Raw genomic sequence first — 22,680 nt, forward strand, 5'->3', positions numbered from 1 at the left:
CTATCTGTCCATTCTTACAATTTTCGGCGTAAAAGTTCCAAGAACTTCTACCAATTCGGTTTGTAAATTCATTACTTTATTGATGTCTTTGTAGGCCATTGGTGCTTCATCAATATTGCCGCCGATCAATTTCACATCGTGCTCGGTCAGAATCTTGTTGATTTGACTCTGCGTAAAAGATGCTTTGCATTTCGCTCTCGAAAACAGCCGTCCCGCGCCGTGAGAAGCTGAATTGATGCTTTCCGCATTCCCTTTACCCATTACGATAAAACCGGGAGCAGTCATCGACCCCGGAATGATGCCGAGTTGTCCTTTTCCTGCCGGCGTGGCCCCTTTTCGGTGTACGATACATTCTTTGCCGTCCACCATTTCCTTCCACGCAAAATTGTGATGGTTCTCAATGGTCACCGCAATGCGTTTGCCCAAAGCTTTCGCGATTCGGCGGTGAATGTCTTCGTGACAGGCTTTGGCATAATCCCCCGCCAAATTCATCGCCAACCAGTATTCTTGACCGTCGTGCGTATTTAGATCGAGCCAGGCCAAATGCTGTACATTTTTGGGTAACGGACACTGTTTGCTGGCCAGATAGGTGTAATGTTTTGCAATATTAGCACCCAGTCCGCGAGAACCACTGTGCGACAAAACTGCCAGGTATTCTTTCGGTTCCAGTTTCCACTCCGGCAACGGATTGTTTAATTTCACGATGCCGAATTCCACAAAGTGATTGCCACCGCCCGAAGTTCCTAATTGCTTATAAGCCTTGTCTAGCAATTGCTTTAACACAGGAATTTCTTTGAACTCGTTTCGGTAAAACACCTCGTGATCAGCTTTGATTTTATGGGTTTCGGTCATGCCGAATTTCGTATGGTCTTTCAGAATCGCCTGCACTTGATGGTCTTTGCCTTTCAGAAACGACGCCGGTACATCGAAAACCGACAAACTCATTCTACACCCGATATCGACTCCCACGCCATACGGAATTACCGCATTGTCTGTTGCCAACACGCCACCGATTGGTAATCCGTAACCGGAATGGGCATCAGGCATTAAAGCACCTTTTACCGCAATTGGCAATTTCAAAGCGTCATACAACTGAAACTTAGCCTGTTCGTCAATTTCGTTTTCTCCGAAGATGGAAAAAGGCGCTCGGGTGCTTTTTAATTCATTGAATTTTACCTGAACCGGATGCATCAGTCCTTCCACCACTTTTCCCCAAGTGCCGTCGCCTCTGAACTTTTCAGGATGCAACAGCACTTCTTTGGCTTCGGTTAGAATACGTTCCTTTTTTTCTCTTTTTCGGTAACGATTAATTTGCCCTAAAGCAATGTTTATGGCATTGTTTTTTGGGAAGCCCAACTTGATCAGGTCTTTCCCGGATAATTTATTTCCCATGATTTTTTTTAAAATGATTCGTAACAATGCATCGAAACAAGCCAAAAGGCAGTGTTAGCGCATATTGCGTAATTTTGAATACATTCCGGGATTTTTTTGTAGGTCTAGAATAAACAAAAAAAAGCCCGAAACTAAATGTCTTCGGGCTTTTTCATATATTTTGTTTTATCTATGATTGCGGTAAGCCACGAAGAAGAGCCTCACCAGTTCCAACTGATGTAAAGCTTTGAGGTAATGATTTGAATACAAACATTTTTCTTCGTTTTAAAAGGGTTATTAATTTCTGTCGCAAAGATTTATTTTTATTTTTCTAATTTCCAAATATTTACAGCAAATTCTTATTGTTTTAAATTAATCTGAATAACACAATAACAACAAAACCCTTGTAAATTAAATACTTAACAACGGAAACATCTTACACCATAAATCTTCTTTTGTTAGATTTTCTTTTTCAAATATTCAACGGCTTTATCCACAACCGGATCTTTTTTCTTTAAATAATCATTTAAAGTTGGCTTTACTTCGACATCCGGTTTTATGCCATATCCAACAAATTCACGACCATCGGGGTATGCATCTTTTTTAGTACAAATTCTTGCGGAACCACCTCCCGGCAAATCAAAAAGAAATGGCTGCCCCGTACTTCCAAACGATTTTTCGCCCATTTTTATCATATGTTTCTGGTTGTCGGCATAGATTAAGAAATCTTCTGCAGCAGACGCCGTGTTGTGTCCTAATAACAACACCGTTGGAACTACAATTCTTTTGGCATCTAATTTTATTGTGTCGGGCTGATACTCAAAATCATAATAAAATTTATCATTGTAAGTCAAGTAGGCTTTCTTTGCCCATTCATTGTTTAACGTGTCTTTTTCGACAGTAAATTTTCCCCAGGCTTTAAATGCCGGAATATGAAGTCTGCTACTGTTTTTGGAGCCGTAGAGGATAGTGTCTTTTGTTAGATATTTAAGTATTTCAGTTCCTATATTTGTACTGCCTCCACCATTGTAACGTAAGTCGACAATTAATGCTTTGGCATTATATAATTCAGGCAGTTTTTGAACAAACAAACTGTCGATTTTCTGATCGGAAAAAGAATTAAGCGATAAGTAAGCAATTTTACTGTTCATCCACTTAAAGTCTAAAAGTTCTCTGTTTTTTTCAAAAGGCGGAAAAACTTCTTTTTCTTCGGTTTTTTTGTGTGTTAAAGTCAAATTAATAACCTTATTATCCGGTTTTTTGATTTTTACGCTATAAGTTTCCCCTTCCAACCCTTGCAACAATCGGGTAACAGACCAATCTGCCAATACATAATCGGTGGAAGAAGAAATATAAGGTGCTACATTTTCTTTAATATATTGTTGCGTACTTTTTCCGTTTACACCAATAATTTCACTACCAAACGGAATTTCATCTTTCTTACTCAAATTCGTTCTGGTAATTATGGCTTTTCCGTCAATATTCTCTAAAAATAATCGATAATCCCCAAACATGGTATTCATTTGTTCGATTCCTTTTGGAAAATAGACATTAGTATGCCCATCTTTCAATAAGGCACAAAATTTTTGAAGTTCGCGGTAATATTCATAATCGTTTTTGGTGTTTGGCACCGATGCGATAAGTTCTTTATACTTATTGTCCCACATTGCCCGGTCAACCTTATCCAAATAAATGAAATTATAGTTCACTTCCTGCCAGAATTTCGACAGTCCGTAAATTTTATCCGCTGGGGTTAATGTATTGGAAATTTGAGCAATTGCTGAAAAAGCAATCAAAAATAAGAAGGCAGTAAAGGAACGTTTCATTGAATGTTGTTTTATTTTACGATATTCAAAGAAACGGAAAAATTGTAATAAAATTGTTACTTAATAAGCATTTGAATTAGTATAAAGAACAGCATAAAAACATCATATTATTTATAATGCAATAGTAATTAGCAAGTCGATCTTGACTTGTGCTTATTTTTCAAAAAATATTTTTTTATACAACTTACATCACATGTACATCATACCATTTGGCGGCAAGTTTGGCTAAATCTGATTTCATTAAATCGTCGGGCGTCATGGCGATTTTAAATTCGCAGCTGGCTTCGAAATTTAAAAACCAAGGTTCGGCGACTGCAGGAATAGTCGATGCGTCTTTAATATCCACAATTATAACCGCACCGCGATTGCCTTCTATTTCGGTAAAATAAATACTCTCTGGTTTAATATCCTCTATAATACGTCCCAGTATTTCACCGGCTTTTCCATTCCGTACTAAGGAATTAAACGGTTCGATAGGCATAATAACATTGACTAGCATTTTCATGATTTCAATATTTAAAAATTAGCTTACTTAAAGTTACGAAATATTGAGATCAACATAAAACATAGCGGCTTAAATGTCAAGCAATTAAAAAGCGCCCAAAGATTTCGAATAGCCCTGATGGGAGCGGCATCCTTTTTCCGGTGACTTCGAGAGCCTCAGCCACCGGAAAAAGATAGAACGGACAGCAGGAATCCAAGTTTAAAAAAAGCCGGAGGTGGTGCTCCAAAAAATCCTTAAATTTACGCTCGTAAAAAACAAACGCATGTCGAAACTGCCCAACATAACCACCAGTATTTTTTCCGTAATGTCGCAATTGGCCAACGAACATGGCGCGATTAACCTCTCGCAGGGATTTCCTAATTTTCCTGTGGATGAGCGATTGCTGCAGATTTCGGAACGCCTGATTCGCGAGAACATTCACCAATATACTCCGATGGCGGGCTTGCCTTCGTTACTGGAAAAAATTGCGGCGCTTACCCTAAAACAGTACCAGCGAAACATAAATACCGCTACCGAAATGCTGGTTACGGCGGGAGCGACTCAGGGCGTTTTTACGGCAATCAACACGTTTGTGAATAAAGGCGACGAAGTGCTTATTCTGGATCCGAGTTATGACAGTTATGAACCTTCGGTTTTAGTGGCAGGCGGAATTCCGGTACGCATTTCATTGAATGATGATTATTCCCCGAATTTTAATCGTATTGAAGCGGCGTTATCATCAAAAACCAAAATGATAGTCATCAACAATCCGCACAATCCCACGGGAAGAATTTGGACGAATGCCGAGTTTGAAGCACTGGAACTGCTTTTGGAAAAACATCCGAAAGTGCTGATTTTAGGTGATGAAGTCTATGAATACATTTCGTTTTCACACCCACACATTTCGTTTCATACGCGTCCGAAGCTGATGGAGCGAACCATTATCGCTTCGTCTTTCGGGAAATCGCTGCATGTTACTGGTTGGAAAGTCGGCTATCTGATTGCGCCCGAAAAACTCATGGCCGAAATGAAAAAAGTACATCAGTTTTTGGTGTTCAGCGTGAATAGTTTTTCGCAACACGCCATTTCGGAATACCTTGATGTAGTGGATTTTAACGAAATCTCCAAAATGTACCGACAAAAACGCGATTTATTTCAGAGCTTAATTAAAAACAGTAGTTTTGAATTGATGCCGTGCGACGGAACGTATTTTCAGGTGGTAAATTACACTAAAATCAGCACAATGAATGATGTTGATTTTGCCCGGGAACTGATTACCAAACACGGTGTGGCGGCGATTCCGATTTCGGTATTTTATAACGATGCGACCGACCGGCACATGCTGCGTTTTTGTTTCGCCAAAACAGATGAAACGTTGATTGCGGCAGCGGAAAAGCTGAACAGTATCATGAAGTAAAAATAACATTTTGTAATATTTTTTTCTTATCTTTAAGAATAACAAACAATTACAACATGTCGCATCACAATCTTTATATTGATAACAAACTAGTAATTTCAAGAGATTTCAAAGCCCCTAAGCATTTGGTATTCAAATCCTGGTCAGAAGCAGAACGGTTTCAGCAATGGTGGGGACCGGCCTGTTTCAGTACAAATGTTGTTAACATGACATTCCTTCCCGAAGGCCACTGCCTCTATTATATTGAATCTCCCGACGCTTTGAAAATGTGGGGACGATTCGTTTATAAAGAAATCATACCTGATAAAAAGATTGAATTTCTGAATTGTTTTTCCGATGAAAATGGGGCTGTCATTCGTGCTCCCTTCAGTGAAACCTGGCCGCTGGAAATGTTTAATATTTTAACTTTAGAAGAAACAAACGGCATAACAACCCTCACACTGCTTATTGCGCCTTACAATGCATCCGATAACGAGATGAAAACCTTTGGCGAAAATCATCAAAACATGGAACTGGGCTTCAAAGGTACTTTTGACCGACTGGAAGATTATCTGCTCAAAAATTAATTTACCTATTATGCGTGCATATAAAATTTAATTATCTTTACGATTCTAAAAAAACCAAACAATTATGAACTTTTCAGCAAAAATGCTTCGCGATAACGCACTTGAAGATAAAGTAATCGTGGTAACCGGCGGCGGAAGCGGCTTGGGCAAAGCGATGACCAAATATTTTATGGAATTGGGCGCAAAAGTGGCCATTACTTCCCGCGATTTGGAAAAATTACAAACTACTGCCAAAGAACTGGAAACCGAAACCGGTGGAAAATGTCTGGCCATTCAATGCGACGTGCGTCATTACGACCAAGTAGAAGCCATGTTAGCCGAAGTTTTAAAAGCTTACGGAAAAGTAGATGTTTTACTGAACAATGCCGCCGGAAATTTCATCTCACCAACCGAGCGTTTATCCGCTAATGCATGGGATACAATTATCGATATCGTTTTGAAAGGTTCGAAAAACTGTACCTTGGCATTTGGTAAACACTGGATTGAAGCCAAACAACAAAACACCAACGTTTTAAATATAGTTACTACTTATGCTTGGACGGGATCAGCTTATGTAGTTCCTTCCGCTACAGCAAAAGCCGGAGTTTTAGCCATGACCCGCAGTTTAGCGGTGGAATGGGCGAAATACGGTATCCGCATGAACGCCATCGCACCGGGTCCTTTCCCAACCAAAGGAGCATGGGACCGATTGCTTCCGGGTGACTTGAAAGAAAAATTCGATTTGGCTAAAAAAGTGCCGTTGAAACGTGTGGGCGATCATCAGGAATTGGCCAATTTAGCCGCTTATTTAGTTTCTGATTTCTCTGCATACATCAATGGTGAAGTCGTTACGATTGATGGAGGTGAATGGTTACAAGGCGCCGGACAATTCAATTTATTAGAACAGGTTCCAACTGAATTATGGGACATGTTGGAAATGATGATTAAATCGAAAGGAAATAAATAATAGTGGTCAGTATTCAGTGGTCAGTATATAGTAAAAGAGCGAAATAATTTCGCTCTTTTCTTTTTTAAACCGAACAAACTGAACACTGAACACTGAACGCTGCTAACTTTACAACATTGTTAACAAATAACATTTTCATAAACCATAATAAATTGTATTTTTACGCTTCAAAATTTGTAAAGACAAAATGGGTAAAATCATTGCTATAGCCAATCAGAAAGGTGGCGTTGGAAAAACTACGACTTCAGTTAATTTAGCGGCTTCCTTAGGCGTTTTAGAAAAAAAAGTACTACTAATTGACGCTGATCCACAGGCAAATGCCTCATCCGGATTAGGAATTGACGTGGAAAGTGTCGAAATCGGAACCTACCAGATTCTGGAACACAGCAACACACCCGACGAAGCAACCATCTCCTGCTCGGCGCCGAACGTTTCGGTAATTCCGGCGCATATTGACTTGGTGGCTATCGAAATCGAATTGGTTGACAAGGAAAACCGCGAGTACATGCTGAAACAGGCATTGGCAAGCGTAAAAGATAAGTACGACTACATCATCATCGACTGTGCCCCATCGTTAGGTTTACTGACGTTGAACGCATTAACGGCTGCTGATTCAGTTGTAATTCCGATTCAATGCGAGTATTTCGCCTTGGAAGGTCTTGGAAAATTGCTGAACACGATAAAAAGCGTACAGAAAATCCACAATCCTGAATTGGATATTGAAGGGTTATTGTTAACGATGTACGATTCGCGTTTGCGTTTATCGAACCAAGTCGTGGAAGAAGTTCAGAAACACTTCAACAATATGGTTTTTGACACCATAATTCAAAGAAATATCAAGCTGAGTGAAGCTCCAAGTTTTGGTGAAAGCATCATTAATTATGACGCAACCAGCAAAGGCGCAACAAATTACCTGAACTTGGCAGAAGAAATAATCAAGAAAAACAGCAATTAGTAGTTGTATGACAAAAGCGATAAAAAAACAGGCATTAGGAAGAGGATTATCGGCGCTATTAAAAGATCCGGAGAACGACATCAAATCGGTAGAGGACAAAAATGCAGATAAAGTTGTTGGAAATATAATCGAATTGGAAATTGAAGCGATTGAAATCAATCCGTTTCAGCCGAGAACCAATTTCAACGAAGAGTCGTTACAGGAATTGGCTTCATCTATTCGTGAATTAGGTGTAATACAACCGATTACTGTTAGAAAAACCGACTTCAACAAATACCAATTAATTTCCGGGGAACGTCGTTTACGCGCCTCCAAATTAATCGGTTTAAAAACGGTTCCCGCATACATTCGTTTGGCAAACGACAACGATTCCTTAGTAATGGCTTTAGTGGAAAACATCCAGCGTCATGACTTAGATCCCATCGAAATTGCCTTATCTTACCAACGTTTGATTGACGAAATTCAGCTTACACAAGAGCAAATGAGCGACCGTGTGGGCAAAAAACGTTCTACGATTGCCAATTATTTGCGTCTGTTAAAATTAGATCCGATTATCCAAACGGGAATTCGCGACGGCTTCATCACTATGGGACATGGTCGAGCCATTATCAACGTAGAAGACCATGACATCCAAACCGATATTTATCAGAAAATTGTAAGTCAGAATCTATCGGTTCGTGAAACGGAAGCTTTGGTTAAAGCTTACCACGAAAGCCTAAAACCGGCTGCTGCAAAAGCACCGAAAGGCACTTCATTCGAAGTAAGCAACGACAAGAAAAAAGCCTTTACTGATTTCTTCGGAGCTAAAGTAGATGTAAAAGTAGCCGGAAACGGAAAAGGAAAAATTACAATTCCGTTCCATTCCGAGGAAGATTTCAACCGAATTATCAAACTAATCAACGGATAGTGAATAGGTTCCTAATCATAATCTTCTTTACGCTGTTTTTGACACCGCAATCCGGTTTTTCTCAAACCGAAGTTCCGCTGTTAATTGCTAAGGATTCCGTAAAATCAGATAAAATGGACGTTTTGGCACCTTCCAAAGCGGCGTTTTATTCAGCTTTAGTACCGGGCTTGGGACAGGTGTATAATAAAAAATACTGGAAAGTTCCCATTGTGTATGCCGGCTTAGGAGTTGGGATTTATTTTTATGCTGATAACAATAAAAAATACAATCGTTTCCGCGACGAATACAAAAAAAGGCTGAATGGAACTTCCGATCCTAATGACCCATATTTCGGACGTTTGGACAACAGTCGCTTGATTGACGGTCAAAAATTTTACCGCAGAAACAGGGATTTATCGGCTTTCATTACAGCGGCAATTTACATCTTAAACGTCGTGGATGCCAATGTTGACGCGCACTTAATGCAATTTAACGTAAATGAAAATCTTACGGTTCGCCCGGATATTTATCAAAATGAAATCAACTACAAACAAAATGTAGGGCTGACACTGAATTATAATTTCTAATCCGAATATCATGAAAATCGCACTATTAGGCTATGGAAAAATGGGCAAAGTAATCGAACGCATTGCTTTGGAAAGAGGTCATGAAATTGTGCTGCGAAAAGACCATGATATGGGCTATGAAGGGTTAGAAAAAGCCGATGTGGCCATTGATTTCAGTGTACCTTCTGCGGCAGTCAGTAACATTTCGGCATGTTTGAATACTAACATACCAATAGTATCAGGAACAACCGGTTGGCTGGAGCATTATGACGAAATGGTTGCGCTTTGTAACGCCAAAAACGGCGCTTTCATTTACGGATCAAATTTTAGTTTGGGAGTGAACATCTTCTTTGAATTAAACAATTATCTGGCAAAAATGATGGCAAATCTGGAACAATATAACGTTTCAATGGAAGAAATCCATCATACGCAAAAACTGGATGCACCGAGCGGTACAGCTATTTCATTGGCCAACGGAATTATCGAAAATTCCAAGTACACCAATTGGACATTAGAAAAACCAACTGACAATGAAATTCACATCGAAGCAAAACGCATTGAAAACATACCGGGGACGCATACTGTTTTTTACGATTCCGAAGTGGATCAGATTGAAATCAAACATACGGCCCACAGTCGCGAAGGTTTTGCTTTAGGTGCGGTTATTGCAGCTGAATGGCTTCAGAATAAAAAAGGCGTTTTTACAATGAAAGACGTTCTAAATTTGAAATAAAAAATTAAAAATACAAATAACTAGTCCATCCTGAACTTGTCGAAGGACGATTAAAAAAATAGCAATATGACACTAGTACAATGGTTTATCTTTTTCCTGATTATTCAAGTGGTACACTTTTTAGGAACATGGAAATTATATGAAAGAGCGGGCAGAAAAAGATGGGAAGCAGCTATTCCTGTTTATAATGCCATTGTATTGATGAAAATCATTGACCGTCCAACCTGGTGGACCATTTTATTATTCGTTCCGGTGGTGAATCTGATTATGTTTCCGGTAGTTTGGGTGGAAACCTTGAGAGCTTTTGGCAAAAAATCAGAGATGGATACCACGTTAGGTATCGTAACACTTGGTTTCTACATTTACTACATCAATTACACGCAGGAAGTAACCTATATTCCAAATAAGAATGCGGTTAAAACAGAAAATACGGTAAGTGCCTTACTTTTCGCTTTAGTGGTGGCAACTTTGGTACATACTTATTTCATTCAGCCGTTTACCATTCCGTCTTCTTCCTTGGAGAAATCATTATTAATTGGTGATTTCTTATTTGTAAGTAAGTTTCATTATGGCGCAAGAACGCCGATGACTACTGTTGCAGCTCCAATGGTTCACGACAGTCTTCCACTAGTTAAAACCAAATCTTATTCTACATTTCCACAATTACCGTCTTTCCGTTTCCCGGGAATTCAGAAAATCCAACGCAACGACATTGTGGTTTTCAACTGGCCGATGGACACCGTGTATCAGTTTTTTGACCGATCCGGAAGAAGAGCCGAAAAACCAATCGATAAAAAATCGAATTATGTAAAACGCTGCGTGGGGATTCCGGGCGACAGTCTTTCCATTAAAGACGGCATCGTTTTCATCAACGGAAAAGAATCGATTTTACCCGAAAGAGCCAAACCACAGTTTATGCACATGGTTTATGCTAAAAACGGGGTTAACATGGAATTGATTAAAAAGACAGGGTCAACGGAATTTTCCAGAAAATATATAGTAAAACCGACCAGCCAGGAGCAGTTAAACGCCATTCAACCTTATGTTACCAGTTTTACACAAAACAAAGACAACTCTTTGACAGTCGTAACTTATGCTCAAGGATTACCATCGACGGTAACCACAAATATCGGGTTATATGCTCAAGAACTTTATGACACTAAAGCTGATGTAAATTTGACACTGAAAGGTGCTGAAGAATTACGCAACAGTAAGGCTTATGATTCTATCGTACGCGTGATTCTTCCGAAAGACGCTAAAAACACCGATTGCTTCCCTCACACAAAAGACTGGAGTATCGACAACTACGGACCGATTTACATTCCGGAAGCCGGAAAAACAGTGGCGCTTACAAAAGAAACGTTGCCGTTCTACGAATATGCCATTACAGAATACGAACACAATGATTTAAAAGTTAGCGGAGACGAAATCCGTATTAACGGACAAATTACAAAAAGTTATACGTTCAAACAGGATTATTACTGGATGATGGGAGACAACCGTCATCGTTCAGAAGATTCACGCTATTGGGGTTATGTTCCTGCCGATCATATCGTCGGAAAACCGATTTTCATCTGGATGAGTTTAGACCAAGACGTTCCTTGGAGCAAAGCTATCGACAAAATAAGATGGGAAAGATTATTTACTACCGTTAGCGGAGAAGGCGAACCTGTTTCGTATTTCAAATACTTCCTTATAGCACTTTTAGGTTATTTTGGGTATAATTTTTACAAGAAAAGACAAGCTAAGAAGAAAGCATAGTTTGTATCTTTTTTACTTTCGCTATCGCTAAAAACAACACCGGTATAGAATATTAAATTGATTAAGATCATTTTGTCATTCCGACGTAAGGAGGAATCCCATTTAGAAACCTAAATTATGAGATTCCTCCTTACGTCGGAATGACATAACAAATGGCGATTATCTAATCCTTTCAGAGCAAAAAACAACGAAATGAACATAATTATACATCCCACCTACTTCTCTTCCATCAGTCATTTTGTAGCGATGGTACAAGCTGATTCGATTACCTTTGAAATGGAAGACAATTTCCAGAAACAAACCAATCGCAACCGGATGTATATTTATTCCCCGAACGGTATTCAGATGCTGAACATCCCAATCAAACACAATAAAGACGGGCACCAAAAGTTTAAAGAGGTTCGTATTGAAAACGATTTCGATTGGCGTAAAAACCATTTTAAATCGTTGGAAGCCGCCTACCGCACCTCACCATTCTTTGAATATTTCGAAGACGATTTCCGGGCGTTGTTCAGCAAAAAACACGAATTCATGATGGATCTGAATTTTGAAACCATCGAATTGGTTACCGACTGTTTAGGCGTGAAATTCGAAATCGAAAAAACCACAGAATATTTTCATGAAGTGGAAGGACTCACGGATTTCCGTCATTTGGCAAACGGAAAAAAAGACACTTTACTTTTTGAACCCTACACGCAGGTTTTCGACGACAAACACGGTTTTATCAACAACCTGAGCATCTTGGATTTACTGTTTAACGAAGGACGTTATGCGGTCGATTATTTAAAACAACAGCAGTTATAAGCTTATTCCTCTACCTTTAGAGCTAATCGGGTAGTAATTGGAAAATGATCCGAATTGACGAAGTTGTCAAAATTCTTAAAGTTTTTCACTTCAAATTGTTTATCGGCCAAAATATAATCGATACGGGCCGGATAGAATTCGTAATCATAAGTCTTTCCGAAACCTTCTCCGGCTTCTTCAAACGTATCTTTCATATTTCCTTTAATGTTTCGGTACACATAGGAAAACGCGCTGTTATTCATATCACCACAAATGATTTTCGGGTAATGGCAATCTGTTTTGTGCTCTTTAATTAATTCGGATTGCGATTGCTGTTCGGCGAAAGCTTCACTCATCCTGCGGAAAATTTTCTTTGATTTGGCTTCATCGATTTTTTCATGAATATCCGGACTGATTTTCGTCGATTGCAAGTGAATACTGTACACCCGAATGGTATCACGACGCATTTTGATATCGGCAAATATTACATTGTTATCCGAACCCGGAAAATCAATTTCGCCTTTTTCGATGATGGGAAATTTTGAAAAAATAGCCTGACCTGTACGAATATTGTCGCCCTGCATCAGAATGTATTTGTATTTGTAACCCTCAAATTTCACATCGGCAGAAGTAGAATACTCCTGAATACACAACACATCCGGATTCTGAGAAGCCACAAAATCGACAATATCTTCGGTGATGTTCTGTTTGCTCATCCACTCGAAAACATTAAAAAGACGAACGTTATAACTCATCACCGTAAAGTCATTCTCTTCCACAATCAGATCTTTTCCGGAAAATTTATAAAATTTATTAAAAAAAGTGATGCCAATTAAAAATACAAATGCCGACAACAACACCTGTTTTTTAAGCTGCAATAACCAATAAAACAAAAAAATCAGGTTTAAAATCAGCATTAACGGCAAAATCAATGTTAACACCGAAAGAAACGGAAACATTTTAGGCGCAAGAAAAGGCAATAAATAAGCCACGATTGTCAGCACCGCCAAAACGATGTTAAGAAAAAAAGCTATTTTATTGATGATTGATAAATTCTTCACGCGATATTGCTACTTCCCTACTTTAAACAAAAATTCTTTTTCTTCTTTCGTTAAACTGTCATAACCCGACTTGCTGATTTTATCCAAAATCTCGTCAATTTGTTTTTGGGTACTGTCTTTTTCAACGACCGGCTTGGCAGGTTTCGGTTGCGAGTTCACGTTTTTATGAACTTTTTTGAATGGGGTAGATTTTCTTGGGGAAAACAAAGAAACAAAATAATCGATTATATTCGACACTATTTTACTCAAATCAGTTCCGTTTTGCAGCAATTTGATGTACAAAAATCCGAAAAGCGAGCCGCCAATGTGCGCCAGATGTCCACCGGTATTGTTCATCGGAATCTGAATCAGATCCAATACAAACAAAGCCAATGCAATATGCCATAATTTTACATTTCCGATTAACAGCAGGCGGATTTCCGACAAAGGCGAATAGGTCGCCGCAGCAATCAAAACTGCCATAATCGCGCCGGATGCTCCTACTAAAATGGTATTATTCTGAAGAAACAAATCTGTCAGTACAAACACCATTCCCGCGAAAATCCCCCCCAATAAATACAATCCAAAAAATTGTTTTTGTGTGAAATAGGTTAAAAACAAACGGCTGGAGAAATTCAGCACAATCATATTGAACAACAAATGCCAGAAATCGGCATGCAAAAACGCGTAGGTAATGAATGTCCAGGGTTTCATTACAGCCGTAACAGCCGGTGAAGACAAACTCAGCCAATCAAGTACATTCTGAAAAAAAGATGGCGCAAAAGCACTTAAAATAAAGAATGGGATTGCAATACCCACATTCCAAAAAATGAGTTTCTGGGCAATCCCTCCGGTAGCGTATTGTAATTTAAAATCGTCTAAAATATTCATAATTAATTCCAGCGATTGTTATTAAACTGATTCTTTTTCCAGTACCACATCATAAAAAAACCGACTAAAGCACCTCCGATATGGGCGAAATGCGCAATTCCGCTGCTTCCGCCAAAAATAGATTTTCCGGAAATTCCCAAAAACAAATCGACCATTAACAATCCGGGCACAAAATATTTTGCTTTTATGGGTACGGGTATAAACATCAACGCCAATTCGGCATTAGGGAACATGAATGCAAAGGCTACCAAAAGTCCGTAAATAGCACCGGAAGCACCAACAACCGGAACAATATAGCTTTGTAAGAACCCGTTAAAGTTATTTAGTCCCATGACTTCCTGCCAACGGGGATTAAACTTGCCTTCTGCTAAAACCGAAATTATTTCCTGTTTCTGAAACCCGTTTTCCATCAGGAAATTCAATCCGTCATGAAAACTGAAATAATTCACAACAGTATGCAACAATGCCGATCCCAAACCGCATGAAATATAAAAAAACAGAAACTTTTTTCCGCCCCAAAAATGCTCCAAAGTACTTCCGAAGGAATACAACGCAAACATATTGAAGAAAATATGCATCAAACCACCATGCATAAACATATGCGTTATGGGCTGCCAAACTTTAAAATTTGGGTTTTCGAAATAATACATTGCTAAATATTCCTGAGCTGCAGGCACAAACATCGCACCCACAAAAAAAATCACATTGATTATAATTAACTGTTTTACAGTTTCGGTCATGTTCATCATAAGGCAAAACGTTTGTCTAAATCTTCCACACCCATGGTGATGAAAGTTGGTTTATTAAAAGGCGAAACATTAGGATCTTTACAGGCAAACAACGAATTTACGATGCTTTCCTGCTCTTTTTCGGTTAAATAGGTTCCGGTTTTCACCGAAAGACTGCGCGCCATCGACTTGGCAATACGGTCGCTCTGACTGAAACTGTTCTCCGGCAATTCGCCCTGCAAATCATGCAGTAATTCTTCCAGGAGCACCTTCACTTCGCTTTCAACCACATTTACAGGCAATCCTGAAATCACGAGAATTTCGGTGGTCATCGCGTCGAAAACAAAACCGGTATTTTCCAATGATGATTGCAATTCCTTTATCATAACCATTTCCGAAGGCGAAAAATGCAATTCCAAGGGAAACAATAATTGCTGGCTCGCGGCGTGATGCATTGTTATGTTGGTTAGAAACTGCTCGTACAAAATACGCTGATGCGCACGTTCCTGGTATAAAATCATCATTCCGGATTTAATCGGACTGACGATGTATTTTTTTTGAATCTGATAGGTACGGTTTCCGGCGGTTTCTACTTCGCTTTCTCCGAAAAGAGAACCGGTGACTTCTTCGCTTTCAAATTGAATTTCGCTTACGTCGATTTCATCGGCAGCCGTTTTCAAACCAACATAGAGACTTTCCCAACTTGCATTAGAATCTTGCTTTTTATAGCCGGAACCAAAAGAATGGGAACTTCCCGATGACGATGAAAATGCGCGTGAAGGGATTTCGGCAGCAAACGGATTAAAATTGGAATCGACCTGAATTAAGGGCGTTTCGCTTTCTTTTTCTTTGTATTCGTAAGGAATATCCAACGAAGCATCACGTTCGAAATCCAATATCGGTGCTACGTTAAACTGTCCTAAACTATGTTTTATTGAAGAGCGCAAAATCGCATACATCGCCTGATCGTCGTCAAATTTGATTTCGGTTTTGGTCGGATGAATGTTGATGTCTATCGTATGCGGAGGCACATCAAGGTATAAGAAATAACTCGGCTGGCTTCCGTCTTTCAACAATCCTTCATAAGCTGCCATAATCGCGTGGTGCAAATACGGACTTTTGATAAATCGGTCGTTCACGAAGAAAAACTGTTCGCCTCGATTCTTTTTGGCAAATTCGGGTTTCCCCACAAATCCCTGAATTCCGACTATTTCAGTACTTTCTGTAACCGGAACCAGTTTTTCATTGGTCTTTCCTCCAAAAACATTCACAATGCGCTGACGCAGATTGGATTGCGGCAAATTAAACATCTCACTACCGTTATGATACAACATGAAATGAATATTGGGATGCGCCAAAGCCACGCGCTCGAAATCATCAACAATATGACGAAATTCCACCGTATCGGATTTTAAGAAATTACGACGCGCCGGAATATTAAAAAATAAGTTTTTAACTGAAAAAGAAGTGCCTCTCGGCAACACCGCCACATCCTGAGAAACAAATTTGCTTCCTTCAATGATAATGTGCGTGCCTAACTCTTCCTGATCTTGTTTGGTTTTCATTTCCACATGAGCAATCGCCGCAATGGAAGCCAAAGCTTCACCACGAAACCCTTTAGTATGCAATGAAAATAAATCTTCGGCCTGACGGATTTTGGAAGTCGCATGACGCTCAAAACACAAACGCGCATCGGTAACCGACATTCCTTTTCCGTTGTCAATCACCTGAATCAGAGTTTTTCCCGCATCTTTTACGATAAGTTTGATTTCGGTAGCACCTGCATCGACCGCGTTTTCCACCAACTCTTTCACCACGGAAGCAGGTCGTTGTACGACTTCTCCGGCAGCTATCTGGTTGGCAACGTGATCGGGTAGTAATTGAATAATGCTTGACATTAAAAAAGTTTAGGGTTTGTGGCTTATTAAACGAATGCCTACAAATTTAACGAAAAACTCTTGGCTTTTATAGTTTAAGAAATCATAAAAAATAAAAAAACCTACTCTTTCGAATAGGTTTTTAATATTATAAATTTTGCGGTCTTTATTGCGCTGTTTTTCTGCGTAAATCGGCCATTTTAATCGCTGCGATTGCCGCTTCGGTTCCTTTGTTTCCGTGAACGCCTCCACTTCGATCAATAGACTGTTGTTCGTTGTTATCAGTTAACAGACAGAAGATTACCGGCACATCGGTTTGTACATTCAAATCTTTAATCCCTTGCGTAACTCCTTCACAAACAAATTCGAAATGCATCGTTTCGCCTTTAATCACACATCCGATAGTAATCACACAATCCACTTCCTGAGTCACAATCATGCGTTGTGCACCGTAAACCAGTTCAAAACTGCCGGGAACATTCCAACGGATAATGTTTTCCGGTAACGCACCACAGTCTAAAAGCGCTGCTTCGGCTCCGGAATACAATCCTTCGGTGATTTTATCGTTCCATTCTGAAACAACAATCCCAAACCGAAAATCTTTCGCATTTGGGATTGTGTTTTTATCGTAATTGGATAAATTTTTATTAGCTGTTGCCATATTTTAAATTTAGAATTTAGAAGTTGGAAATTAGAAGTTACTGTTTTTAAAACTGAAGTAGCCTTCAGATTTCTGAACTCTAATTTCTGAATTCTAATTTCATTAGTCAAGCATTGCAATCATTGCGTCAATTGTAACGCCTTCCTGAGAAGTTTCGTATTGCTCTTTAATTTGGGTGAAGAATTTCAACGCTTCTGCTTTTTTACCCATTTCTAAAGCCATTTGACCTGCTTTGTATAAATATCTTGGCGTAGTAAAATCGTTTGCATTAGCTTCTGCCGCTTTTTGGTAGTAGCTTAAAGCGTCTTCTTTCTGACCCAATTCAGAGAAAGCATCACCGATAGCTCCGGTAGCAATCGCTTTCAGGAACATGTCTTCTGATTTGAATTGCTCCAATTGTTGCACCGCTTCTTTGAATTTTCCGGTGTTCAAATACGCCATACCTGCATAATAATGTGCAAGATTAGCCGCTTTAGTGCCAGAATAGTTATCAGCAATTCCGATAAAACCTAATTTTCCTTCACCTCCTTTTAAAGCAAGGTTGTATAAAGAATCATTAGCGGTTTGACCGTCTACTGCCTGTTGGAAATATTGCTGTGCCTGGAACATTTCGTTCGCCGCCTCATCCTCTTTCGGCTCAACAATAAATTTATCGTACATTAAATATCCGGCTGCCGCAACTGCAATAGCGCCTACGAACCCGAAAATATATTTTTGATTTTTAGCAACCCAGTCTTCAAGTTTATTAGCGCTTTCATCCAAAGTATTGAATACCCCCGCCGTAGCACTGTCTTCTTCCTGAATGTTGTCTAACTCATCAACTTCAACTTGATTCTCAACTGCTTCGTCTTTTGGTTTTGGAGCTTTATATCCTCTTTTGTTATATGTTGCCATCTATTTTTAATTTAATGAACGGCAAAAATAAAATTTTTATTCATATATGGAAATCCTTTTTGTCGATATTTTTCAATAATTTGCACCCACTTTAAAAAAATGATTTAATTTCTCTGAAATAATTCGGATTTCTCGTGTATCTAAAGCGTCTTTCCCTTTTTAATTATAAAAACATTGCCGAAGCCAATTTTGACTTCGACACAAAAATCAATTGTTTTGTAGGGAAAAACGGGATCGGAAAAACCAATATTCTGGATGCCATTTATCATTTATCGTACGGAAAAAGCTATTTCAATCCGCTTGCCGTACAAAACATAAGACACGGCGAAGAGTTTTTTGTGGTAGACGGTGTTTTTGAAAAAGAAAACCGCGACGAACAAATCGTTTGCAGTCTCAAAAAAGGCCAGAAAAAGATCCTGAAACGCAACAACAAACCGTACGAGCGTTTTTCGGATCATATCGGATTCATTCCCTTGGTGATTATTTCCCCTTCCGATCAGGATTTGATCATTGAAGGCAGTGAAACCCGCCGGAAATTCATCGACAGCGTCATTTCGCAATTGGACAACACCTATCTGCAGCAATTGATTCAGTACCAGAAAATCATCGCGCAACGCAATGCTTTACTGAAATATTTTGCCGCCAATCAAACATTTGAAAGCGACACCCTTTCCATATACAACGAACAGTTACACGATTTAGGTACTTCGATTTTCAAAAAAAGAAAACAGTTTCTGGAAGATTTTATTCCGATTTTCAACAAACACCATCAATCCATCACCAATTCGGCCGAAACGGTGCAGATTGTCTACGAAAGCCAGCTTTCCGAAAAACCGTTATTACAACTTTTTGATGAAAATTTAGCCAAAGACCGCGTTTTACAATACACCAGTGTCGGTATTCACAAAGATGACTTGTCGTTTGAAATCGGTACGTTTCCAATAAAGAAATTCGGTTCTCAAGGCCAACAAAAATCCTTTTTGATTGCTTTAAAACTTGCCCAATTCGAATTCATCAAAAAACAAAGCGGGGTTTTACCTATATTATTGTTCGATGATATTTTCGACAAACTCGACGAAACCCGCGTGAGCAAAATCGTGGAAATGGTTAACGACGAGACTTTCGGACAGTTGTTTATTTCCGACACGCATCCGGAACGCACCGAAAACATCGTAAAGTCAACGCATCAATCCTACAAACTATTTAATTTGTAATTTTACACAACAAAAATTTTAAAAAAATGAAAACACTTAGAATTTTAGCAACCCTTACCATCGCATTGTTATTCAGCAATTGCAGTAAAGGGCAAAACGTGGCTACCATTGCGGTTCCCGAATTTGAAACAAAATTAAAAGCTACTGAAAACGCACAATTGCTTGACGTAAGAACCGCCGGAGAATATTCGGAAGGCCATCTAGACAATTCCAAAAATATCGACTGGAACGGAAATTCGTTTGAAACCGAAGTTCAAAAACTGGACAAATCGAAACCGGTTTTCGTATACTGCCTTGCCGGCGGAAGAAGTAAAAAAGCGGCTAACAAACTAAAAGAGTTAGGCTTCACAACGGTGTATGACATGGAAGGCGGTTACATGAAATGGAGCGCAGCCCACCCGAACACACAAAAAAATGCCGACATCGGCATGAGCAAATCAGAATACGAAAAACTGATTGCTTCCGACAAAGTGGTGGTAATCGATTTTTACGCCGAATGGTGTGGTCCTTGTAAAAAAATGGCGCCTTACCTGACTAAAATGGAAAAAGAATACGAAGGCAAAGCCAAAATCGTACGCGTGGATGCCGATAAAAATAAAGTCCTTTTTAACGGATTAGGCTACAGCGAACTTCCGGTGGTAATCGTTTTTAAAGACGGTAAAGAAGTATGGAAAAAAACCGGATTTGTTTCTGAAGAAGAACTAAAAGCGCAATTGAAATAATTTAGAGCGAATGGTTCGGGCATTTTTGCATACCCTGTTCCCGCTTTCCGTTACAATCAACTTTGTCAAAGTTTTGAACTTTGACAAAGCTGATTTCCCCTCCAATCGGGACTATTAGATAAACCATTTCTTTGTCTGGAAACAAAACCTGCAAGGCTCTAAAAAACCTTGCGGGAAAACAAAAACATTATGCAGATCAAACACAATTTCTCCTTAAAAAACTACAACACCTTCGGCATCGAAGCCAAAGCAAAATCTTTTGTGGAAGTCAGTAATACTTCCGAATTGGCTCAAATCCTGAAAGAACATCAAAACGAAAAATTATTCATTTTGGGCGGTGGAAGCAACATGCTTTTAACGCAGGACATCGATGCTTTGGTAATTTACGTCAATCTGAAAGGTAAATCCATCCTGAAAGAAGACGATGATTTCGTTTGGGTTCAGGGCAATGCCGGCGAAAACTGGCATGAATTTGTGTTGTGGAATTTAGACCAGAATTTCGGAGGAATCGAAAACATGTCGTTGATTCCGGGTAATGTCGGTACGACACCCATCCAAAACATCGGAGCTTACGGCGCCGAAATAAAAGACACGATGGTTTCCTGCGAGGCGATGAACATCAAAACCCAGGAAATCGTAACCTTTACCAATGAACAATGCAAATTCGGATACCGCGAAAGCATTTTCAAGAACGAAGCAAAAAACCAATACGTGATTACATCAGTTGTTTTTAGACTGACCAAGAAAAATCATAAAATCAATACGTCTTACGGTGCGATTGATGGGGAATTGGCCAAACACAGCATCAGCAATCCGACTATAAAAGACGTCAGTAATGCAGTAATTACAATCCGTCAGAGTAAATTACCCGATCCGAAAGAATTGGGCAACAGTGGCAGTTTCTTTAAAAACCCGATTGTTCCGAGAGCAGTTTACGAAAAAGCACACGCGCAATTTCCAGACATGCCACATTATACGGTTGGCGAAAACGAAGTCAAAGTACCTGCAGGTTGGTTGATTGAACAAGCCGGTTTTAAAGGAAAACGCTTTGGTGACGCTGGTGTTCACACATTACAAGCTCTTGTTTTGGTAAATTACGGCAACGCGACCGGACAGGAAATTTTAAATGTTTCCAAAGACATTCAGAAAACCATTTTCGAAAAATACGGGATTGCAATAGAAGCGGAAGTCAATATTATTTAATACTAAACAACCGTAGATGAAAATATCGGAACTTAATTTAAAACATCTGGCCTATTTCAGTTTATTCGTTCAGGTTTTCACCCTGTCGATCGTGTTAAGCTTATCGATATTTTTTAGAATTTCAATCGTATTGGAAGTGTTTTGGTTCCTGACAATCTTTTATTTTTTCTACTTTTTTTTATCGATTAACAAGTTTTACAGCGATACAACCACTTACCCGCAATCAAAACTCAAAAAATTCCTGATGCTGCTACTTTGTTTCCCTGCACTCCTCTTTTTCTTAATTTCAGGCTTTCTAATTCATGATACTTATTTTTCACAACCTAGAGAAGAAGAAGCCGATTTTTACAAAATAGAGAACCAGAATTATATAAAAATAGACTCCACAGTAATTAAAAACGGTGAAGCAAACATCAAAGACACCTTGGCCGTAATTATTGGAAATGACACTCTAAAAATAAATCCGCAATAAATTACGGTTTCTAAACACTATTCCATGTACATTCCCGAACTTTACAAAAACGAAAACGCCGAAGCAATCAGAAATTTTCTGAAAAGCAACAGTTTCGGTATTCTGGTAAATCAAACCGAAGGTAAACTTTGGGGTACCCACATTCCGTTGGAACTGGAAACCAATACACAAGGAAAAGAAGTGTTGTTCGGGCATGTTTCCAAAGAAAATCCGCAATGGCAGGCTTTTGAAAACAACAGTGAGGTGCTGGCTATTTTTTCGGGTCCGCACAGTTATATTTCCTCTTCCTGGTACGATCACGAGAATGTTCCTACTTGGAATTACATTGCCGTACACGTGTATGGAAAAATCAAAATCATTGAAGGAGAAGAAATGCTTTTCGCCTTAAAAAAACTGGTCGACAAATACGAATCCGCTTCCGAAAATCCGGTGAGAATCGAAAATTTATCAAAAGAAACCATGCGACAAACCAATGGATTTGTGGCTTTTGAAATCGAAATCACGGAAATCCAAGCCGTTAACAAACTTTCTCAAAACCGAGACGATAAAAACCATGCTGCTATTATTACGGAACTAAAAAAATGCCCAAACGAAAATGCGCATGCCATTGCCGAGGAAATGAAAAAACAACGAAAACAATTGCCGGATTGTTAAAAACTAATTCCGTTTTAATAAACACTTTTC

General features: G+C 39.2%; 23 protein-coding genes. 14 read left to right on the forward strand and 9 right to left on the reverse strand.

Annotation, left to right across the window (positions count from 1 at the left end; translation table 11 throughout):
- The 3 genes from FCR2A7T_RS04755 to FCR2A7T_RS04765 form a co-directional block, all read right to left on the reverse strand.
- Positions 1–1,392 carry an RtcB family protein gene (locus FCR2A7T_RS04755; protein ID WP_023570151.1) on the reverse strand — a complete coding sequence of 464 codons (1,392 nt, stop codon included), beginning with the start codon at positions 1,390–1,392 and terminating at the stop codon, positions 1–3.
- Positions 1,393–1,829: 437 nt separating this feature from the next.
- Positions 1,830–3,197, reverse strand: coding sequence for a S41 family peptidase (locus FCR2A7T_RS04760; RefSeq protein ID WP_023570152.1), 1,368 nt, complete (start codon positions 3,195–3,197; stop codon positions 1,830–1,832).
- A 184-nt stretch (positions 3,198–3,381) separates the two neighbouring features.
- Complete coding sequence (locus tag FCR2A7T_RS04765) at positions 3,382–3,702, reverse strand: hypothetical protein (protein WP_035117354.1); 321 nt, start codon at positions 3,700–3,702, stop codon at positions 3,382–3,384.
- Between the two features lie 262 nt (positions 3,703–3,964).
- Here FCR2A7T_RS04765 and FCR2A7T_RS04770 point away from each other — a divergent pair, with 262 nt between their 5' ends.
- From FCR2A7T_RS04770 to FCR2A7T_RS04810, 9 genes are all read left to right on the forward strand, one after another.
- Positions 3,965–5,098, forward strand: coding sequence for a methionine aminotransferase (locus FCR2A7T_RS04770; RefSeq protein WP_035117356.1), 1,134 nt, complete (start codon positions 3,965–3,967; stop codon positions 5,096–5,098).
- Positions 5,099–5,154: 56 nt separating this feature from the next.
- Entirely contained in the window at positions 5,155–5,664 is a 510-nt protein-coding gene (locus FCR2A7T_RS04775; RefSeq protein WP_023570155.1) for an SRPBCC family protein, read from the forward strand.
- 64 nt (positions 5,665–5,728) lie between these two features.
- On the forward strand, positions 5,729–6,610 hold the full coding sequence (locus FCR2A7T_RS04780) for an SDR family oxidoreductase (RefSeq protein WP_023570156.1): 882 nt from the start codon (positions 5,729–5,731) through the stop codon (positions 6,608–6,610).
- Positions 6,611–6,797: 187 nt separating this feature from the next.
- A complete protein-coding gene (locus FCR2A7T_RS04785; RefSeq protein ID WP_023570157.1) occupies positions 6,798–7,565 on the forward strand; it encodes a ParA family protein in 768 nt (255 codons plus the stop codon).
- Positions 7,566–7,572: 7 nt separating this feature from the next.
- The gene (locus tag FCR2A7T_RS04790) at positions 7,573–8,472 is read left to right on the forward strand and encodes a ParB/RepB/Spo0J family partition protein (RefSeq protein WP_023570158.1); all 900 of its coding nucleotides are present in this window, start codon (positions 7,573–7,575) and stop codon (positions 8,470–8,472) included.
- On the forward strand, positions 8,472–9,038 hold the full coding sequence (locus tag FCR2A7T_RS04795; RefSeq protein WP_240471513.1) for a DUF5683 domain-containing protein: 567 nt from the start codon (positions 8,472–8,474) through the stop codon (positions 9,036–9,038). The genes FCR2A7T_RS04790 and FCR2A7T_RS04795 overlap by 1 nt, the downstream gene beginning before the upstream one ends.
- Positions 9,039–9,048: 10 nt before the next feature.
- Complete coding sequence (gene dapB / locus FCR2A7T_RS04800) at positions 9,049–9,750, forward strand: 4-hydroxy-tetrahydrodipicolinate reductase (RefSeq protein ID WP_023570160.1); 702 nt, start codon at positions 9,049–9,051, stop codon at positions 9,748–9,750.
- A gap of 66 nt (positions 9,751–9,816) precedes the next feature.
- Positions 9,817–11,511 (forward strand): signal peptidase I, encoded by a 1,695-nt coding sequence (lepB, locus tag FCR2A7T_RS04805; RefSeq protein WP_023570161.1) that lies wholly within the window; start codon positions 9,817–9,819, stop codon positions 11,509–11,511.
- A gap of 192 nt (positions 11,512–11,703) precedes the next feature.
- Entirely contained in the window at positions 11,704–12,315 is a 612-nt protein-coding gene (locus tag FCR2A7T_RS04810) for a WbqC family protein (protein WP_023570162.1), read from the forward strand.
- Between the two features lie 2 nt (positions 12,316–12,317).
- Here FCR2A7T_RS04810 and FCR2A7T_RS04815 read toward each other — a convergent pair whose 3' ends face one another.
- The 6 genes from FCR2A7T_RS04815 to FCR2A7T_RS04840 all read right to left on the reverse strand — a co-directional run bounded on the left by FCR2A7T_RS04815 (position 12,318) and on the right by FCR2A7T_RS04840 (position 18,385).
- Positions 12,318–13,355, reverse strand: a complete 1,038-nt coding sequence (locus tag FCR2A7T_RS04815; RefSeq protein ID WP_023570163.1) for an endonuclease/exonuclease/phosphatase family protein — start codon at positions 13,353–13,355, stop codon at positions 12,318–12,320.
- Between the two features lie 9 nt (positions 13,356–13,364).
- On the reverse strand, positions 13,365–14,225 hold the full coding sequence (locus tag FCR2A7T_RS04820; RefSeq protein ID WP_023570164.1) for a rhomboid family protein: 861 nt from the start codon (positions 14,223–14,225) through the stop codon (positions 13,365–13,367).
- 2 nt (positions 14,226–14,227) lie between these two features.
- Positions 14,228–14,974 (reverse strand): rhomboid family intramembrane serine protease, encoded by a 747-nt coding sequence (locus FCR2A7T_RS04825; protein ID WP_117614382.1) that lies wholly within the window; start codon positions 14,972–14,974, stop codon positions 14,228–14,230.
- Positions 14,971–16,851: a DNA mismatch repair endonuclease MutL gene (gene mutL, locus FCR2A7T_RS04830; RefSeq protein WP_023570166.1), complete on the reverse strand. Its 1,881-nt coding sequence runs from the start codon at positions 16,849–16,851 to the stop codon at positions 14,971–14,973. The genes FCR2A7T_RS04825 and mutL overlap by 4 nt, the downstream gene beginning before the upstream one ends.
- 145 nt (positions 16,852–16,996) lie before the next feature.
- Positions 16,997–17,491 (reverse strand): 6,7-dimethyl-8-ribityllumazine synthase, encoded by a 495-nt coding sequence (ribH, locus tag FCR2A7T_RS04835; RefSeq protein WP_023570167.1) that lies wholly within the window; start codon positions 17,489–17,491, stop codon positions 16,997–16,999.
- A 102-nt stretch (positions 17,492–17,593) separates the two neighbouring features.
- The gene (locus tag FCR2A7T_RS04840; RefSeq protein ID WP_023570168.1) at positions 17,594–18,385 is read right to left on the reverse strand and encodes a tetratricopeptide repeat protein; all 792 of its coding nucleotides are present in this window, start codon (positions 18,383–18,385) and stop codon (positions 17,594–17,596) included.
- 134 nt (positions 18,386–18,519) lie between these two features.
- Here FCR2A7T_RS04840 and recF point away from each other — a divergent pair, with 134 nt between their 5' ends.
- The 5 genes from recF to FCR2A7T_RS04865 all read left to right on the forward strand — a co-directional run bounded on the left by recF (position 18,520) and on the right by FCR2A7T_RS04865 (position 22,650).
- The gene (gene recF, locus FCR2A7T_RS04845; protein WP_023570169.1) at positions 18,520–19,599 is read left to right on the forward strand and encodes a DNA replication/repair protein RecF; all 1,080 of its coding nucleotides are present in this window, start codon (positions 18,520–18,522) and stop codon (positions 19,597–19,599) included.
- 26 nt (positions 19,600–19,625) lie between these two features.
- Positions 19,626–20,321 carry a thioredoxin domain-containing protein gene (locus FCR2A7T_RS04850; RefSeq protein WP_023570170.1) on the forward strand — a complete coding sequence of 232 codons (696 nt, stop codon included), beginning with the start codon at positions 19,626–19,628 and terminating at the stop codon, positions 20,319–20,321.
- A 189-nt stretch (positions 20,322–20,510) separates the two neighbouring features.
- Positions 20,511–21,524 carry a UDP-N-acetylmuramate dehydrogenase gene (murB, locus tag FCR2A7T_RS04855; protein ID WP_023570171.1) on the forward strand — a complete coding sequence of 338 codons (1,014 nt, stop codon included), beginning with the start codon at positions 20,511–20,513 and terminating at the stop codon, positions 21,522–21,524.
- Between the two features lie 16 nt (positions 21,525–21,540).
- Positions 21,541–21,996: a hypothetical protein gene (locus FCR2A7T_RS04860; RefSeq protein ID WP_023570172.1), complete on the forward strand. Its 456-nt coding sequence runs from the start codon at positions 21,541–21,543 to the stop codon at positions 21,994–21,996.
- A gap of 24 nt (positions 21,997–22,020) precedes the next feature.
- A complete protein-coding gene (locus FCR2A7T_RS04865; RefSeq protein WP_023570173.1) occupies positions 22,021–22,650 on the forward strand; it encodes an FMN-binding negative transcriptional regulator in 630 nt (209 codons plus the stop codon).
- Positions 22,651–22,680 lie beyond the last annotated feature (30 nt).

It is taken from the genome of Flavobacterium cauense R2A-7 (assembly GCF_000498475.1).
GTDB lineage: Bacteria > Bacteroidota > Bacteroidia > Flavobacteriales > Flavobacteriaceae > Flavobacterium > Flavobacterium cauense.

Bases quoted from the DNA above. Each gene is read 5' to 3' on its own strand.
- FCR2A7T_RS04770 (WP_035117356.1), top strand. From the start codon at position 3,965: ATGTCGAAACTGCCCAACATAACCACCAGTATTTTTTCCGTAATGTCG.
- FCR2A7T_RS04810 (WP_023570162.1), top strand. From the start codon at position 11,704: ATGAACATAATTATACATCCCACCTACTTCTCTTCCATCAGTCATTTT.
- FCR2A7T_RS04780 (WP_023570156.1), top strand. From the start codon at position 5,729: ATGAACTTTTCAGCAAAAATGCTTCGCGATAACGCACTTGAAGATAAA.
- FCR2A7T_RS04860 (WP_023570172.1), top strand. From the start codon at position 21,541: ATGAAAATATCGGAACTTAATTTAAAACATCTGGCCTATTTCAGTTTA.
- lepB (WP_023570161.1), top strand. From the start codon at position 9,817: ATGACACTAGTACAATGGTTTATCTTTTTCCTGATTATTCAAGTGGTA.
- FCR2A7T_RS04840 (WP_023570168.1), bottom strand. From the start codon at position 18,385: ATGGCAACATATAACAAAAGAGGATATAAAGCTCCAAAACCAAAAGAC.
- FCR2A7T_RS04755 (WP_023570151.1), bottom strand. From the start codon at position 1,392: ATGGGAAATAAATTATCCGGGAAAGACCTGATCAAGTTGGGCTTCCCA.
- FCR2A7T_RS04760 (WP_023570152.1), bottom strand. From the start codon at position 3,197: ATGAAACGTTCCTTTACTGCCTTCTTATTTTTGATTGCTTTTTCAGCA.
- FCR2A7T_RS04865 (WP_023570173.1), top strand. From the start codon at position 22,021: ATGTACATTCCCGAACTTTACAAAAACGAAAACGCCGAAGCAATCAGA.
- FCR2A7T_RS04785 (WP_023570157.1), top strand. From the start codon at position 6,798: ATGGGTAAAATCATTGCTATAGCCAATCAGAAAGGTGGCGTTGGAAAA.
- FCR2A7T_RS04790 (WP_023570158.1), top strand. From the start codon at position 7,573: ATGACAAAAGCGATAAAAAAACAGGCATTAGGAAGAGGATTATCGGCG.
- dapB (WP_023570160.1), top strand. From the start codon at position 9,049: ATGAAAATCGCACTATTAGGCTATGGAAAAATGGGCAAAGTAATCGAA.
- FCR2A7T_RS04775 (WP_023570155.1), top strand. From the start codon at position 5,155: ATGTCGCATCACAATCTTTATATTGATAACAAACTAGTAATTTCAAGA.
- FCR2A7T_RS04765 (WP_035117354.1), bottom strand. From the start codon at position 3,702: ATGAAAATGCTAGTCAATGTTATTATGCCTATCGAACCGTTTAATTCC.
- ribH (WP_023570167.1), bottom strand. From the start codon at position 17,491: ATGGCAACAGCTAATAAAAATTTATCCAATTACGATAAAAACACAATC.
- FCR2A7T_RS04820 (WP_023570164.1), bottom strand. From the start codon at position 14,225: ATGAATATTTTAGACGATTTTAAATTACAATACGCTACCGGAGGGATT.
- mutL (WP_023570166.1), bottom strand. From the start codon at position 16,851: ATGTCAAGCATTATTCAATTACTACCCGATCACGTTGCCAACCAGATA.
- FCR2A7T_RS04850 (WP_023570170.1), top strand. From the start codon at position 19,626: ATGAAAACACTTAGAATTTTAGCAACCCTTACCATCGCATTGTTATTC.
- murB (WP_023570171.1), top strand. From the start codon at position 20,511: ATGCAGATCAAACACAATTTCTCCTTAAAAAACTACAACACCTTCGGC.
- FCR2A7T_RS04825 (WP_117614382.1), bottom strand. From the start codon at position 14,974: ATGATGAACATGACCGAAACTGTAAAACAGTTAATTATAATCAATGTG.